Origin of the sequence: Pseudomonas sp. D3-10 (assembly GCF_051132175.1) — a bacterium.
Lineage (GTDB): Bacteria > Pseudomonadota > Gammaproteobacteria > Pseudomonadales > Pseudomonadaceae > Aquipseudomonas.
The window spans coordinates 4,051,912-4,067,941 of the sequence record NZ_CP071668.1 but is presented as its reverse complement, the minus strand read 5'-3'; the positions used below and the strand labels follow the sequence as shown (position 1 = coordinate 4,067,941).

General features: G+C 61.1%; 17 protein-coding genes. All 17 read left to right on the top strand.

Annotated elements, in window-relative coordinates; all coding sequences use genetic code 11:
* The 17 genes from fliH to flhF all read left to right on the top strand — a co-directional run bounded on the left by fliH (position 1) and on the right by flhF (position 15,928).
* On the top strand, positions 1 to 831 hold the full coding sequence (fliH, locus tag J3P90_RS18225) for a flagellar assembly protein FliH (RefSeq protein ID WP_434610273.1): 831 nt from the start codon (positions 1 to 3) through the stop codon (positions 829 to 831).
* A complete protein-coding gene (fliI, locus tag J3P90_RS18220) occupies positions 821 to 2,179 on the top strand; it encodes a flagellar protein export ATPase FliI (RefSeq protein WP_420767378.1) in 1,359 nt (452 codons plus the stop codon). The genes fliH and fliI overlap by 11 nt, the downstream gene beginning before the upstream one ends.
* A 6-nt stretch (positions 2,180 to 2,185) precedes the next feature.
* Positions 2,186 to 2,635, top strand: coding sequence for a flagellar export protein FliJ (gene fliJ, locus J3P90_RS18215; RefSeq protein ID WP_003184033.1), 450 nt, complete (start codon positions 2,186 to 2,188; stop codon positions 2,633 to 2,635).
* A gap of 102 nt (positions 2,636 to 2,737) precedes the next feature.
* Positions 2,738 to 3,043 (top strand): STAS domain-containing protein, encoded by a 306-nt coding sequence (locus J3P90_RS18210; RefSeq protein WP_258648063.1) that lies wholly within the window; start codon positions 2,738 to 2,740, stop codon positions 3,041 to 3,043.
* Positions 3,044 to 3,048: 5 nt separating this feature from the next.
* Positions 3,049 to 4,755, top strand: a complete 1,707-nt coding sequence (locus J3P90_RS18205) for an ATP-binding SpoIIE family protein phosphatase (RefSeq protein ID WP_434675168.1) — start codon at positions 3,049 to 3,051, stop codon at positions 4,753 to 4,755.
* Between the two features lie 31 nt (positions 4,756 to 4,786).
* The gene (locus tag J3P90_RS18200) at positions 4,787 to 5,131 is read left to right on the top strand and encodes an Hpt domain-containing protein (protein WP_420767375.1); all 345 of its coding nucleotides are present in this window, start codon (positions 4,787 to 4,789) and stop codon (positions 5,129 to 5,131) included.
* 85 nt (positions 5,132 to 5,216) lie between these two features.
* A complete protein-coding gene (locus tag J3P90_RS18195; RefSeq protein ID WP_434650326.1) occupies positions 5,217 to 6,581 on the top strand; it encodes a flagellar hook-length control protein FliK in 1,365 nt (454 codons plus the stop codon).
* Positions 6,582 to 6,799: 218 nt separating this feature from the next.
* A complete protein-coding gene (gene fliL / locus J3P90_RS18190) occupies positions 6,800 to 7,303 on the top strand; it encodes a flagellar basal body-associated protein FliL (protein WP_420767373.1) in 504 nt (167 codons plus the stop codon).
* 9 nt (positions 7,304 to 7,312) lie between these two features.
* Entirely contained in the window at positions 7,313 to 8,281 is a 969-nt protein-coding gene (gene fliM / locus J3P90_RS18185; RefSeq protein ID WP_003184019.1) for a flagellar motor switch protein FliM, read from the top strand.
* Positions 8,282 to 8,340: 59 nt separating this feature from the next.
* Positions 8,341 to 8,799, top strand: a complete 459-nt coding sequence (gene fliN / locus J3P90_RS18180) for a flagellar motor switch protein FliN (RefSeq protein ID WP_420767372.1) — start codon at positions 8,341 to 8,343, stop codon at positions 8,797 to 8,799.
* On the top strand, positions 8,800 to 9,237 hold the full coding sequence (gene fliO / locus J3P90_RS18175; RefSeq protein WP_434610286.1) for a flagellar biosynthetic protein FliO: 438 nt from the start codon (positions 8,800 to 8,802) through the stop codon (positions 9,235 to 9,237).
* Positions 9,237 to 9,986, top strand: coding sequence for a flagellar type III secretion system pore protein FliP (fliP, locus tag J3P90_RS18170; protein ID WP_420767370.1), 750 nt, complete (start codon positions 9,237 to 9,239; stop codon positions 9,984 to 9,986). The genes fliO and fliP overlap by 1 nt, the downstream gene beginning before the upstream one ends.
* A 23-nt stretch (positions 9,987 to 10,009) precedes the next feature.
* On the top strand, positions 10,010 to 10,279 hold the full coding sequence (fliQ, locus tag J3P90_RS18165; RefSeq protein ID WP_003184009.1) for a flagellar biosynthesis protein FliQ: 270 nt from the start codon (positions 10,010 to 10,012) through the stop codon (positions 10,277 to 10,279).
* Positions 10,280 to 10,281: 2 nt separating this feature from the next.
* Complete coding sequence (gene fliR / locus J3P90_RS18160; RefSeq protein ID WP_420767369.1) at positions 10,282 to 11,064, top strand: flagellar biosynthetic protein FliR; 783 nt, start codon at positions 10,282 to 10,284, stop codon at positions 11,062 to 11,064.
* Positions 11,065 to 11,067: 3 nt separating this feature from the next.
* Positions 11,068 to 12,204, top strand: a complete 1,137-nt coding sequence (flhB, locus tag J3P90_RS18155; RefSeq protein WP_420767368.1) for a flagellar biosynthesis protein FlhB — start codon at positions 11,068 to 11,070, stop codon at positions 12,202 to 12,204.
* 233 nt (positions 12,205 to 12,437) lie between these two features.
* Positions 12,438 to 14,567, top strand: a complete 2,130-nt coding sequence (gene flhA / locus J3P90_RS18150) for a flagellar biosynthesis protein FlhA (protein ID WP_420767367.1) — start codon at positions 12,438 to 12,440, stop codon at positions 14,565 to 14,567.
* Between the two features lie 11 nt (positions 14,568 to 14,578).
* Complete coding sequence (gene flhF / locus J3P90_RS18145) at positions 14,579 to 15,928, top strand: flagellar biosynthesis protein FlhF (protein WP_420767366.1); 1,350 nt, start codon at positions 14,579 to 14,581, stop codon at positions 15,926 to 15,928.
* The last annotated feature ends 102 nt before the right edge of the window (positions 15,929 to 16,030 follow it).

Genomic DNA, 16,030 nt, shown 5'->3' with positions numbered 1-16,030 from the left:
ATGTCTGCCAAGAGTGATGATGCACCCAGCGACCTGATCCGCGCCCGGGACGTCGGAGGTTTCGACGTCTGGTCGCTGCCCAGTTTCGACCCCTTCGTGCCCGAGCCCGAGCCGGAGCCGGTGGAAGAACTGCCGGAGATGGAGGAGGTGCCGCTGGAGGAAGTCCAGCCACTGACCCTCGAAGAAGTCGAGAGCATTCGTCAGGAGGCCTACAACGAAGGCTTCGCCATTGGCGAGAAAGAAGGTTTCCACAGCACGACGATCAAGGTTCGCCAGGAAGCCGACGTGGCGCTGACGGCGAAGCTGCGTGCGTTGGAATCACTGATGCTCAATCTGTTCGAGCCCATCGCCGAGCAGGACACCCAGATCGAAAAGTCATTGGTCGGGCTGGTGCAGCACATCACCCGCCAAGTGATCCAGCGCGAGCTGGCGATCGATTCGAGCCAGATCGAACACGTCATGCGCGAAGCCCTCAAGCTGCTGCCGCTGGGCGTGGGCAACGTGCGGCTGTACATCAATCCTCAGGACTTCGAACTGGTGAAGGCCCTGCGCGAGCGCCACGAGGAAACCTGGCGCATCGTCGAGGACGAGTCCCTGCTGCCGGGCGGTTGCCGCGTAGAAACCGAGCACAGCCGCATCGACGCGACAATCGAGACGCGCATCAGCCAGATCATGGCGAAACTCTTTGACCAACTGCACGAACAGGCCCTGCATCCGGCTCCGGCCGACCTCAGCCTGGATCTGCCGGACGAACCCAAGGCCGCTGTCATCGTCGATCCGGACGGTGACGAACCGCTTGTTGGCGCAACGGACAGCCGCGATGCGCCTTGAGCGAACCAGCTTTGGCAAGCGCCTGGGCAGCTACGCCGAGGCCACCGAACTGGCCGGCCAACCGATCCTGGAAGGTCGCCTGCTGCGTATGGTCGGCCTGACCCTTGAGGCGGAAGGCTTGCGTGCCGCCATGGGCAGTCGTTGCCTGGTGATCAACGATGACAGTTATCACCCGGTGCAGGTCGAAGCCGAGGTCATGGGTTTCTCCGGCAGCAAGGTATTCCTGATGCCGGTGGGCAGTGTCGCCGGCATCGCCCCGGGTGCCCGCGTGGTACCGCTGGCCGATACCGGTCGCCTGCCCATGGGCATGAGCATGCTCGGCCGGGTGCTGGATGGCGCTGGACGGGCCCTGGACGGCAAGGGCGGTATGAAGGCTGAAGATTGGGTGCCGATGGATGGCCCGACGATCAACCCGCTCAAGCGCGACCCCATCAGCGTACCGCTGGACGTGGGCATTCGTTGCATCAACGGTTTGTTGACGGTTGGACGCGGCCAGCGCCTGGGCCTGTTCGCCGGTACTGGTGTGGGCAAGAGTGTGCTGCTGGGCATGATGACCCGCTTTACCGAAGCCGACATCATCGTGGTGGGCTTGATCGGCGAGCGGGGTCGCGAGGTGAAGGAATTCATCGAGCACATCCTCGGCGAAGAAGGGCTCAAACGTTCCGTGGTGGTGGCTTCGCCGGCGGACGATGCGCCATTGATGCGCCTGCGTGCCGCCATGTACTGCACGCGTATCGCTGAATATTTCCGCGACAAGGGCAAGAATGTCCTGTTGCTGATGGACTCACTGACCCGTTTCGCCCAGGCCCAGCGGGAAATCGCCCTGGCCATCGGCGAACCTCCGGCGACCAAAGGGTATCCGCCTTCAGTCTTCGCCAAGCTGCCGAAATTGGTGGAACGCGCCGGAAACGCGGAGAAGGGCGGTGGCTCCATCACCGCGTTCTACACCGTGCTGTCCGAGGGCGACGACCAACAGGATCCGATCGCCGACTCGGCCCGTGGTGTGCTCGACGGCCATATCGTATTGTCCCGGCGTCTGGCGGAAGAAGGACATTACCCCGCCATCGACATCGAAGCGTCGATCAGCCGGGTCATGCCATCGGTGATCAGCCCCGAGCACATGAAGCGGGCGCAACAGTTCAAGCAGTACTGGTCCCGTTACCAGCAGAGTCGCGACCTGATCAGCGTAGGTGCCTATGTGCCTGGCGGCGATCGCGAAACCGACACGGCCATCAACCTCTATCCGGCCATGGCGGTGTATCTGCGCCAGGCGCTGAATGACAGCATCGGCATGGGCGCCAGCGAAGCGCACCTGCAAACCATTTTCGCCCCAGTCTCCGGCACGTAACCGATCATGGCCACGAGTCGTGCGGCGCGCCTGGCACCGGTGGTGGACATGGCGGAAAAGGCTGAGAAAACCGCTGTACAGCGGTTGGCGTATTTCCAGGGGCAAGTGGCTGTTGCTGAAAGCAAGCTGGCTGACCTGGAGAATTTTCGTCTGGAATACCAGGAACAGTGGATTGCCCGTGGCAGTCACGGCGTTTCCGGACAGTGGTTGTTGGGTTACCAGGGGTTCCTGGCGCAATTGGGCACCGCCATCGATCAGCAGCGCCAAAGCCTGGTCTGGCACCAGAACAATCTCGAGAAGGCTCGCCAGAGTTGGCAGGAAGCGTTCGCCCGAGTCGAGGGGCTGCGCAAACTGGTACAGCGTTACATCGACGAGGCGCGGCAATTGGAGGATAAGCGTGAGCAGAAACTGCTGGATGAATTGTCCCAGCGCTTGCCGCGCCAGGACCCGTATTGATATTGGCGGTAGAGTTTTGTCGGGCAGGCGATTTGAAACCTTGCTCAGACCTCTACCAGGTGCTAAACCTTGTACACGTATGTCCACGACAAGGAAGTGAATATGTCTGTCGTTACCGAAGTATCTCCTGATGGGCAAAAACTGACGATCTCGATCAAGGGCCGCTTCGATTTTGGCCGGCATCAGGAGTTTCGTGAGTCCTATGAAAAACTCAACACGAAACCCGAGTCCATCGTGGTGGATCTGAAAGAGGCCACTTACCTAGATAGCTCTGCCTTGGGCATGCTCCTGCTGTTGCGTGACCATGCCGGTGGCGACGAATCGGATATCCGCGTCGTCAACAGCAGCAGCGACGTCAAGAAAATCCTCGCGATTTCCAATTTCGACAAGCTGTTCGATATCAGTTGATCGCCATGCAATCGTCGCCGGAGCCGCTGACGATCCTGATTGCCGAAGACAGTGCCGCCGACCGACTGCTGTTGTCGACCATTGTCCGTCGCCAGGGGCACCACGTGCTCACCGCTGCCGATGGCGCCGAGGCGGTCGACGTCTATCTGGAGCAGCGTCCTCATCTTGTGCTGATGGACGCGATGATGCCGGTCATGGATGGCTTCGAAGCGGCGCAAAAAATCAAGCAATTGGCCGGGGATCAGTTGGTCCCGATCATTTTCCTCACCTCATTGACCGAAAGCGAAGGGCTCGCCCGATGCCTTGAGGTCGGTGGGGATGACTTCCTGGCGAAACCCTATAACCAAGTCATCCTGGCTGCGAAAATCAAGGCCATGGACCGCTTGCGTCGGTTGCAGGCCACGGTGGTCGAGCAGCGCGACCAGATCGCCCGACACCACGATTACCTTCTCAATGAGCAGCGGGTCGCCAAGGCCGTGTTCGACAAGATTGCCCACTCCGGTTGCCTGAGCGCGCCGAATATCCGTTATCTGCAATCACCTTATGCCTTGTTCAACGGCGACTTGCTGCTGGCCGCGTTCAACCCGGCCGGCGACATGCATATCCTGCTCGGCGATTTTACCGGGCACGGCCTGCCGGCGGCGGTCGGCGCGATGCCGCTGGCGGAAGTGTTCTACGGGATGACTGCCAAAGGTTATGGCCTGGCGCAGATCCTGCGGGAGATGAATGCCAAGCTCAAGCGCATCCTGCCGGTGGATATGTTCTGTTGCGCGACGCTGTTAAGCATGAGTTTCCAGCGCTGCACCGTCGAGGTCTGGAATGGCGGCATGCCTGACGGGTATCTGCACGACAGCCTCAGTGGCGTGCGCACGCCGTTGCCGGCGCGGCACTTGCCGCTGGGTGTGCTGACGCCCCAGTTGTTCGACGATCGCACCGAGGTCCACTCGCTGTCGGTGGGTGATCGGGTCTTCCTGTTGTCCGACGGAGTGATAGAAACCAGCGACCACGATGATCAACCGTTTGGCGTGGAGCGGTTGCAGCAGGTGTTCTCGGCCAACCGCGAACCCGACCGTCTCTTCGAGGATATCCAGCAAGCCTTGCGGGATTTTCGCGGTGAGGCCCGTGATGACTTCAGCATGGTCGAGGTGCGGCTGGTCGCGCCGACGCAACTCAACCCGCCGCCACCGGTCTATTCCGATAGTGGCCAGTCCAGTCCGCTGGATTGGTCGTTGAGTTTCGAATTCCGCGCGCAAACACTCAAGCGCTTCAACCCGATGCCTTACCTGCTGCAATTATTGTTGGAGGTCCACGGGCTCAGGGCGCAGAGTGGAGCCCTATACAACGTGTTGTCGGAGCTTTATTCCAACGCCCTGGAACACGGGGTGCTGGGGCTCGACTCCAGCCTGAAGCGTGATGCGACCGGTTTTGCTCGTTACTATCAGGAGCGCGGCGCGCGTCTGGACAAGCTGGACGATGGTCACGTGCGGGTGCATCTGCACGTCACGCCCCAGGGCGACGGTGGCAGACTAATCATTGAAGTCGAAGACAGCGGAAAGGGCTTCGATGTCGCCAAGGTGTTGGCGCGGCCGCTGGACCGGGATCGATTGTCGGGGCGCGGCGTGAGCCTGGTGCGCCAACTCTGTCATCAGGCCTCCTGGTCCGACGATGGTCGTAGTGCGCGCGTGGAGTTTTTCTGGGAGGCTCTGTCATAATCGGGGCCATTCTTGATCAGGGAGCGAACAAGTGAACGAAATTCATCTGGATCTCGACGTGCTGAGCACGTTGAAGGAAGTCATGGAGGACGGGTATCCGGAGCTGTTGGATACTTTCCTCAAGGATTCCGAAGCCCGCCTTCGTGTACTGCACGAGGCGAGGGACGCGCAAATGCTCAGTGCTACTGCCCATAGTTTCAAGGGCAGCAGCAGCAATATGGGCGCCATTCGCCTGGCCGAGCTGTGTGGTGAGCTGGAGCAGCGTGCCAAGGAGCCGTCGCTGCACGGTATCGAGAGCCTGGTCAATGAAATCGATAGCGAATTCGCTCACGTTCGTACGCTTTGTCGAGAAGAGCGCGAAAGCTTTCACTGCTGAAGCATCCCGTTTGCTTCATTGGCCCGTCCCTTGCATTGCCCTGTCTCAACTGCATCTATGATTCCAGTGCAGCGGAGACCATCTTATGCCCGTTACACCCAACACACTGCTCCAGGCCACCGCCCAGGCCAAGCCGCAGGCCGCCGTCAATCCACTGGCAGCAGGTCCGGACGCCGAGAACAGAGCCTCCAGCTTCGCCCAGGTCTTCGCCAAGCAGGCACCCGTCAAATCACCGGCGGTGCCTGAGCCATCGGCAAAACCGGTGCGCGACAAGACCGCCGACAATGCCGCCAAGAAGGACGCGGGCAGCGATACTGCCGCTCCGGAGCCGGCGGTTGCCGATAGCGGCAAACCCTTGCCCGCCGACAAGCCGACCACTGCCGGCAGCAAGACGGCGGATGATGCCGACAGCGATGCGCCAGAAACGCCGGTAGCGGATGCCGCGCCTGTCGATCCGACGCTGGACCCTGCGTTGTTGCCGGGCACCGTTATTCCAGAGGGCGTCGCTGAGGCGCAGCCTGCCGTGGTGCCTACGATCGAGGCCCAAGTCACTGCGGCGGTAGCGGCTCCCGTTGCCCCGAGTGTGGCGGCCAATGCCTCGGCGCCGGTGACGGACCCGGAGTTCGACCCGCAGGCCGATCCGCTCGACGCACTACCGGCGTTGCGGTTGGCGATGGAGCAGAGCGGCCACGTGTCCGCTTCCAGCCAGGCGCAGTCCAAGACCGCTGCGCCGGCGTCTCTCGATGGTGAGCCGACTTCGGCCCAGACGTTCGCCGCCGGTATGGCGAGCATGCTCACCGTGCAAGCCGACCAGGACAGCACCGGTGCCGGCAGCCAGGGGGGTGACAAGGCGTTCAGTGGCCTGATCAGCGAAGGCCTCAAGGATCTGACGGCCGCTTCCAGCGATACGCGCGTGGATGACTTTGCCAACCGCCTGGCGGCACTGACCCAGGCCGCCACACCGAAAACCGCCAACGCGGTGCCGGTCAATCAGCCCATCGCCATGAACCAGGGCGGCTGGACCGAGGAGGTGGTCAACCGGGTGATGTACTTGTCGAGCGCCAATCTCAAGGCGGCCGACATCCAGTTGCAACCTGCCGAGCTCGGACGCCTGGATATTCGGGTGAACATGATTCCAGACCAGCAGACCCAGGTGACCTTCATGAGCGCCCACTCAGGCGTGCGCGAAGCCCTCGAAGGCCAGATGCATCGTCTGCGTGACAGTTTCGCCCAGCAGGGAATGGGGCAGGTCGACGTCAGCGTGTCGGATCAATCCCGTGGCTCGCAGAACCAGGATCAACAGGCCCAGCAGCAAGCCCAGGCTGGACGCACCACGTCCTCCGGCGGCCGAGTTGACTCGCTGGATGAAGAGGTGCCGGCCAGCGTTGCCGAAGTGGCGGCCAGCACCACCAGCGTCATTGGCACCAGCGCGGTCGATTATTACGCCTGATTCAACGCATTAACCTTGTGGGAGCGAGCTGGCTCGCGATAACGATGGATCATTCACCTGCAACGGTGGCTGAAAAACCGGCGTCGCGAGCAAGCTCGCTCCCATAATGGTTTAGGGTGTTCTCGAAATTGCGTCGACCATCGTTTCTCTTCTGGCATAACACTTGCTCCAGCCTAGCCATGCAACAGCGAACCCCCGATTAACGACGGATTATTGGCATGGCGAAGAGCGAAGCAGCAGCTGTAAAAGACCCCGCAACCAAAGGCAAACTCAAGATGATCATCCTGATCGTGGTGGGCTTGCTCCTGGCCGTGGGCGTGTCCGTGGGGGCGACCTGGTATTTCATGCACAACGCCCAGAGCAAGCCGGCCGAGGCGGTGGAAGCTGCTCCGGTGGGCAAGCAGCCAGCGGTTTTCGAGCCGATGGCCCCGGCCTTCGTCGCCAACTACACCCAGAACGGTCGTCAGCGCTACATGCAGGTGAGCATTACCTTGCTGGGGCGCAACCAGGCCGACCTGGAAGCGTTGCGTGTACACATGCCGCTGATTCGCAATAATCTGGTGATGCTGTTTTCCGGACAGAGTTTCGACACCCTGGCCACTCCGGTGGGCCAGGAAATGCTGCGTCAGAAAGCCACGGCCAGCGTGCAGGAAGTGGCCCAGAAAGAACTCGGCAAAGTGGTGATCGAACAGTTGCTCTTCACTAACTTCGTATTGCAGTAGGAACACGACATGGCCGTGCAGGACTTGTTGTCCCAGGACGAAATCGACGCGCTGTTGCACGGTGTCGACGACGGCCTGGTGCAGACCGAAAACGCTGCTGAACCGGGCAGCGTCAAAAGCTACGACCTGACCAGCCAGGATCGCATCGTTCGTGGACGCATGCCGACCCTGGAAATGATCAACGAGCGTTTCGCCCGATACACCCGCATCAGTATGTTCAACATGCTGCGCCGCTCGGCCGACGTGGCCGTGGGTGGCGTGCAGGTGATGAAATTCGGCGAATACGTGCATTCGCTGTACGTGCCCACCAGCCTCAATCTGGTGAAGATCAAGCCGCTGCGTGGCACGGCATTGTTCATCCTCGACGCCAAGCTGGTGTTCAAGTTGGTGGACAACTTCTTCGGCGGCGACGGTCGTCACGCCAAGATCGAAGGTCGCGAATTCACACCGACCGAACTGCGTGTCGTGCGCATGGTGCTGGAGCAGGCTTTCGTCGATTTGAAGGAAGCCTGGCAGGCGATCATGGAAGTGAATTTCGAGTACATCAACTCGGAAGTGAACCCGGCGATGGCCAACATCGTCGGCCCAAGCGAAGCGATTGTCGTCTCGACGTTCCACATCGAGCTCGATGGGGGTGGCGGCGACCTGCACGTGACCATGCCGTATTCGATGATCGAGCCGGTGCGTGAAATGCTCGACGCCGGTTTCCAGTCGGACCTCGACGACCAGGACGAGCGTTGGATCAACGCCTTGCGCCAGGACGTGCTGGATGTCGACGTGCCGATCGGCGCGACGGTCGCCCGGCGCCAGCTACGATTGCGGGACATCCTGCACATGCAGCCGGGGGATATCATCCCCGTCGAAATGCCGGAAGACATGATCATGCGCGCCAATGGCGTGCCGGCCTTCAAGGTCAAGATGGGCTCTCACAAAGGCAACCTGGCGTTGCAGGTGATCGAGCCGATCGAACGCCGCTGAGCGGTGTCAACTTCTTAAGTTTTGGTTTTTAACCGATTTTTGCCCGCCGAGGAAACATGATGGCTGACGATATGAATACCCAGGATGACCAGGCGCTGGCCGATGAGTGGGCTGCGGCCCTGGAAGAAACCGGCGATGCCGGGCAGGCAGACATCGATGCATTGCTGGCGGCTGACACAGGCAACCATGGGTCCAACCGCTTGCAAATGGAAGAATTCGGCAGCGTGCCGAAAAGCAACGAACAAGTGACGCTCGACGGTCCCAACCTGGACGTGATCCTCGACATCCCGGTGTCGATTTCCATGGAAGTGGGCAGCACCGACATCAACATCCGCAACTTGCTGCAGCTCAACCAAGGCTCGGTGATCGAGCTGGATCGCCTGGCCGGTGAGCCGCTGGATGTGTTGGTCAACGGCACCCTGATCGCCCATGGCGAAGTGGTTGTGGTCAACGAGAAGTTCGGCATTCGCCTGACGGACGTGATCAGCCCGAGCGAACGCATCAAGAAGCTGCGCTGAATGAAAGGCTTTCTCGCCGCAGCCCTGATGCTGCCGTTCAGTGTTCTGGCAGCCGAGCCGGTGGCCACGGCTGCCGTTGCGCCGGCGAGTGGCAGCGGCATGGCCGGGCAACTGGCGCAACTGGTGCTGGGCCTGCTGGTGGTGCTCGGGTTGATTTTCTTCCTGGCGTGGATGCTGCGACGCGTTCAGCAGGCGGGGCCTGCCGGCAAAGGGCAGGTCATCGACATTGTCGGTTCCCGCGCGCTGGGGCCACGGGATCGGCTGGTGCTGGTGCAGGTCGGCACCGAGCAGATCCTGCTCGGCCTGAGTCCTGGCAGCATCACTGCGCTGCATGTCCTGAAGGAACCGGTGCAGGTGCCGGTCACGGAGCAGGCCACGCCCGAGTTTGCCCAACGGCTCATGGAACTGCTGGGAAAAGACCAAAAGGATAAAAAGTAATGCCGTTGCGCATTCTCTTGGCGTTGGCCCTGATGCTGGCCGCGCCGTTGGCGTTCTCCGCCGACCCGCTGTCGATCCCTGCGATCACCTTGGGCACCAACGCCGAAGGGGCACAGGAATACTCGGTCAGCTTGCAGATCCTGCTGATCATGACCGCGCTGAGTTTCATCCCGGCGTTCGTCATGCTGATGACCAGTTTCACCCGGATCATCATCGTCTTTTCGATCTTGCGCCAGGCCCTTGGCCTGCAACAGACGCCGTCGAACCAGATCCTCACCGGCATGGCGCTGTTCCTGACCATGTTCATCATGGCGCCGGTGTTCGACCGGGTGAACCAGGACGCGCTGCAACCCTATCTGGCGGAAACCCTCAGCGCCCAGGATGCCGTGGCCAGGGCCCAGGTGCCGATCAAGGATTTCATGCTCGCCCAGACCCGCAGCAGCGACCTGGAGCTGTTCATGCGCCTGTCCAAACGCACCGACATTGCCAGCCCCGACCAGGCGCCATTGACCATCCTGGTGCCGGCGTTCGTGACCTCCGAGCTCAAGACCGCCTTCCAGATCGGTTTCATGATATTCATCCCGTTCCTGATCATCGACCTGGTGGTCGCCAGTATCCTCATGGCCATGGGCATGATGATGTTGTCGCCGCTGATCATTTCGCTGCCATTCAAGATCATGCTGTTCGTGCTGGTGGATGGCTGGGCGTTGATCATCGGCACCCTGGCGGGCAGTTTCGGCGGTGTTTAGACCTCTCACGCGGGTAGCACGATATGACGCCTGAAGTAGCGGTAGACCTGTTCCGCGAGGCCCTCTGGCTGACCACCATGATGGTGGCCATCCTGGTGATCCCGAGCCTGCTGGTTGGCTTGCTCGTGGCGATGTTCCAGGCCGCCACGCAGATCAACGAGCAGACCCTGAGTTTCCTGCCGCGCCTGCTGGTGATGCTGGTAACGCTGATCGTCGCCGGCCCCTGGCTGGTGCAAACCTTCATGGAATACATCCTGCAGTTGTACGGCAGTATTCCGCAGTTGATCGGCTGACGATGTCGATGCTCGCGCTGACGGATACCCAGATCAGTACCTGGGTGGCGTCGTTCATCCTGCCGTTGTTTCGTGTCACGGCCGTGCTGATGAGCATGCCGGTCTTCGGCACGACCTTGGTGCCGGGTCGTGTGCGCCTGTATTTCGCCCTGGCGATTACGGTGGTCATCGCCCCCGGGCTGCCGCCCATGCCGCCGGTCAATGCCCTGGACCTCACCGCGTTGATGCTGGTGGCCGAACAGATCCTCATAGGCGCCTTGCTGGGCTTTTCGCTGCAGTTGTTTTTCCAGGCATTCGTGGTGGCCGGGCAAATCATCTCGATCCAGATGGGCATGGCGTTCGCCTCGATGATCGACCCCACCAACGGCGTGAACACTGCCGTTATCGGGCAGTTCCTGACGATGCTGGTGACGTTGCTGTTCCTCGCCATGAACGGGCATCTGGTGGTGTTCGAAGTATTGACGGAGAGCTTCACCACATTGCCGGTAGGCAGCGCGATGCTGGTCAATCATTTCTGGGACATTGCCAGCAAGCTTGGCTGGGTCCTCGGCGCGGCGATGGTACTGGTGTTGCCGGCGATTACCGCGCTGCTGGTGGTCAACATCGCCTTCGGCGTGATGACCCGGGCGGCGCCGCAGTTGAACATCTTTTCCATCGGCTTCCCGCTGACCCTGGTGCTGGGCATGGTGATTTTCTGGGTCAGCCTGGGGGACATTCTCAATCAGTATCAGCCGTTGGCCACCCAGGCCTTGCAGCTGTTACGCGACATGGCACAGGCGCGCTGAACCATGGCCGAGAGCGAAAGCGGTCAGGATAAAACAGAAGACCCCACCGAGAAACGCAAGAAGCAATCCCGGGAAAAGGGCGAGATTGCCCGTTCCAAGGAGCTCAACACCCTGGCGATCATGCTCGCCGGTGCCGGTGGCTTGCTGATTTACGGTGGCGGACTGGCGTTGGATCTGCTGGAAATCATGCGGTTGAATTTTTCCTTGCCTCGCGAGGTATTGCTCACGCCGGGCGCTATGACGCAGTACCTGTTGCATTCGGGCAAGATCGCGATGCTTGCAATGCAACCGGTGCTCATTTTTCTGCTGTTGGCGGCTTTCATCGGCCCGATTTCCCTGGGCGGATGGCTGTTCGCCGCCGGTAGCCTGGCACCGAAGTTCAGCCGGATGAATCCGGCCGCCGGTATCAAGCGCATGTTTTCCACCACGGCGTTGATGGAACTGCTCAAGGCTTTCGGAAAATTTCTCCTGGTGTTGTTCGTCGCGCTGGCGGTGTTGCAGGCCGATATCGACGATCTGCTGCGCATTGCCCATGAGCCGCTGGAGCAAGCCATCATCCATAGCGTGCAGTTGGTCGGCTGGAGCACCTTGTGGATGGCTTGCGGGCTGATCCTCATCGCCGCCATCGACGTGCCGATCCAGCTCTACCAGAGCAAGCAGAAATTGATGATGACCAAGCAGGAGGTGCGCGACGAGTACAAGGACTCGGAGGGCAAGCCGGAGGTCAAGCAGCGGATCCGCCAGTTGCAGCGCGAGGTTTCCCAGCGGCGGATGATGGCGGCGATTCCCGACGCCGACGTGGTCATCACCAACCCGACTCACTATGCCGTCGCGCTCAAGTACGATCCCGACAAGGGCAATGCGCCGGTCCTGCTGGCCAAGGGCAGCGATTTCCTGGCGTTGAAGATTCGCGAGATCGCCGTCGCCAACGAAGTGATGCTGCTCGAATCTCCGGCATTGGCGCGGTCGATCTACTACTCCACCGAGCTTGACCAGGAAATCCCGGGAGGCTTGTACCTCGCCGTCGCCCAGGTGCTGGCCTACGTCTACCAGATCCGCCAGCACCGCGCCGGCAAGGGCAAGCGGCCAGAACCGCTCAAGGACCTGCCCATCCCGCCGGATTTGCGCCGCGATTCCTGATTCCTGATGATGCGAAGCCTTTGTGGGAGCGAGCCTGCTCGCGAATGCGATAGCTCAGTCGCTACAAATGTTGACTGACAATCCGCAATCGCGAGCAGGCTCGCTCCCACAGGGTTGATGTGCGCCAGGCCGCTCTATTTCAACCTCCCGCAAAAGTTGGAAAGCTTCTTGCAATACCCCGCCTGCGCCCCTTCCGGGCGTCAAAAGTTTGCTTCCAGGAACGGGGAATATTGGTGGATCGCTCTCAGTTACTCAGCACCGCTCGCAGCAACGTCGTAGACCTCAGCAGGGGCAATCTGGGCGTGCCGCTGTTGCTGCTGGTCCTGCTCGCCATGATGATGCTGCCGGTACCGCCGTTCCTGCTGGACGTGTTCTTCACGTTCAACCTCGCCTTGTCGATCGTGGTGCTGTTGGTGTGCGTATACGCCCTGCGCCCATTGGACTTCGCCGTCTTCCCGACCATCCTGCTGGTGGCGACGCTGTTGCGCCTGGCGCTGAACGTGGCGTCCACCCGGGTGGTGATGATTCACGGTCACGAGGGGCACCAGGCCGCCGGTAAGGTGATCCAGGCCTTCGGCGAAGTGGTGATCGGCGGCAACTACGTGGTCGGTATCGTGGTCTTTGCCATCTTGATGATCATTAACTTCGTCGTGGTGACCAAGGGCGCCGGGCGGATTTCCGAGGTGAGCGCGCGTTTCACCCTCGACGCGATGCCTGGCAAGCAGATGGCGATCGACGCCGACCTCAATGCCGGCTTGATCGACCAGAGCCAGGCCAAGCTGCGCCGTCTCGAAGTAGCCCAGGAAGCCGAGTTCTACGGGTCCATGGACGGTGCCAGTAAGTTTGTCCGCGGTGACGCCATCGCCGGCCTGCTGATCCTGTTCATCAACCTGATTGGCGGCATGGCCGTCGGTATCTTCCAGCACGGCATGGCTTTCGGCGACGCCGGCAAGGTCTACGCGTTGCTGACCATCGGTGACGGTTTGGTGGCGCAATTGCCATCACTGTTGTTATCCACAGCGGCGGCGATCATGGTGACCCGTGCTTCGGGCTCCGAAGACATGGGCAAGCAGATCAATCGCCAGATGTTCGCGTCGCCCAAGGCCCTGGCCGTGGCGGCCGGCCTGATGGCGGTGATGGGCCTCGTGCCGGGAATGCCGCATTTTTCTTTCCTGAGCATGGCGGCCTTGGCCGCGGGTGGCGCGTACCTGTTCTGGAAGAAGCAGAACGTGCAGAAGGTCCAGGCGCTGGAAGAGGTCAAGCGCCAGCAGGAACTGCTGCCGTCGCCAGCGCGTGCCATGGAAACCAAGGAATTGGGTTGGGATGATGTGACGCCGATCGACATGATCGGCCTGGAAGTCGGCTACCGCTTGATTCCATTGGTCGATCGCAACCAGGGCGGCCAATTGCTGGCGCGGATCAAGGGCGTGCGCAAGAAGCTGTCCCAGGATCTGGGCTTCCTCATGCCCACCGTCCACATTCGCGACAACCTCGATCTGGCGCCGAGCGCCTATCGCCTGACGCTCATGGGCGTGATCCTGGCGGAAGCCGAGATCTACCCGGACCGCGAGCTGGCGATCAACCCAGGGCAGGTCTACGGTTCGCTCAACGGCATTACCGCCAAGGATCCGGCTTTCGGCCTGGAAGCGGTGTGGATCGAAATCAGCCAGCGGGCCCAGGCCCAGTCCCTCGGTTATACCGTGGTGGACGCGAGCACGGTCGTGGCGACCCACTTGAACCAGATTCTCTACAAGCATTCCAGCGAGCTGATCGGTCACGAAGAAGTCCAGCAACTGCTGCAAGTACTGGCCAAAGGCTCGCCGAAACTGGCTGAAGAATTGGTGCCGGGCGTGGTTTCGTTGTCCCAATTGCTCAAGGTGTTGCAGGCGCTGCTGGCCGAACAGGTTCCGGTGCGCGACATACGCAGCATTGCCGAAGCGATCGCCAACAACGCTTCGAAGAGTCAAGATACCGCCGCTCTGGTGGCTGCGGTGCGGGTCGGCGTATCCCGCGCAATCGTCCAAAGCATTGTAGGCACTGAGTCTGAGCTGCCTGTGATCACTCTGGAACCAAGGTTGGAACAGATATTGCTCAATAGTCTGCAGAAGGCAGGACAAGGCTCGGAAGAGGGTGTTCTGCTGGAGCCAAGCATGGCCGAGAAGCTGCAGCGTTCGCTGATCGAAGCAGCCCAGCGGCAAGAGATGCAAGGCCAACCGGTGATCCTGCTGGTGGCCGGTCCGATACGCGCGATGCTTTCGCGGTTCGGGCGCCTCGCGGTCCCGGGGCTGCATGTGCTGGCGTACCAGGAAATACCGGACAACAAGCAAGTGACCATCGTTGCGACAGTAGGGCCCAACGGCTGAGGTAGTGGTTTATGCAAGTGAAGCGTTTTTTCGCCGCCGATATGCGTCAGGCCATGAAACTGGTTCGTGACGAGCTGGGCGCTGAAGCAGCCATCATCGGCAACCGTCGTATCGCCGGCGGTGTCGAGCTGACGGCAGCCCTGGACTACAAATTGTCGGCGCTGGCCCCTCGCGTTCCGAACATGGAGCTCGAGGACGAGCTGCGCAAAACTCAGTCGCGCATCGCCAGCGCCCAGGCCGAGTTGAGCCTGCGCAGCAGCGAAGGCTCGGCCAGCGCGGGCACCAATCGTCAATTGTTCGCCGGCCAGCCACTGACCGCAGGCCTGCCGCTGACCGCTGCCGAACCGCTGATCGAGCCGACGCCGGCCGAACCGCGTCGTCCGGCACCGGCACCCGTTGCCGCAGCCGCGGGCGTTGATCCCCGTGCCCTGGACTCGATGCGCTTCGAACTCAACAGCCTGCGCGAGCTGATGGAAGTCCAGCTCGGCTCGCTGGCCTGGAACCAACTGCAAGGCAGCCGTCCGGCCCAGGCCAACCTGTGGCGTCGCCTGCAACGCATTGGCCTGTCCGGCCCGCTGGCGCGCGACCTGCTGGCATTGATCAGCGACATCGACGAGCCTCGCCAGGCCTGGCGCATGCTACTTGCGCACCTGGCGCGGATGATCGCCACGCCGGAAGTCGAGCCACTGGAAGAGGGCGGAGTAATCGCCATGGTCGGCCCGGCCGGCATGGGCAAGACCACCACTCTGGCCAAGCTCGCGGCCCGTTATGTACTCAAGTACGGCGCCCAGAGTATCGCCCTCGTGAGCATGGACAGTTTCCGCATCGGTGCCCAGGAGCAACTCAAGACCTTGGGCCGGATCCTCAATGTGTCGGTGACCCATGTGGATCCGGGCCAGTCCCTGGCCCAGGCGCTGGAACCGCTGATGCGCAAGCGCGTCGTACTGATCGACACCGCCGGCCTGCAAGCCAGCGATCCGGCCCTGCGCATGCAGCTGGAAAGCCTGGCCGGGCGTGGCATCAAGTCAAAAAATTATCTCGTGTTGGCAACCACCAGCCAGAAACAGGTTCTAACCGCCGCATACCACAGTTACAAACGCTGCGGGCTGGCCGGCTGCATCCTGACTAAGCTGGACGAAACGGCAAGCCTGGGCGAGGTGTTGAGCCTGGCGATCGGTCATGAACTACCGGTGGCCTACCTGACCGACGGGCCGCGGATCCCGGATGATTTGCATCTGCCGCGCCGTCATCAACTGGTCAGTCGTGCCGTGAGTGTGCAAATGCAGGAAGAACCCAGCGAAGAAGCCATGGCTGACATGTTCGCTGATATCTACCACAGCCCGACCAAGCAGGTTGGCTGAGGTATTCATGAATATTTTTTGTACCTACATCGATGGTCTGCCATGCATTGTTCCGTATGTGAACGCGCAGCCAGTAATGTGGCCTCCGTCTAAGTAAGACAA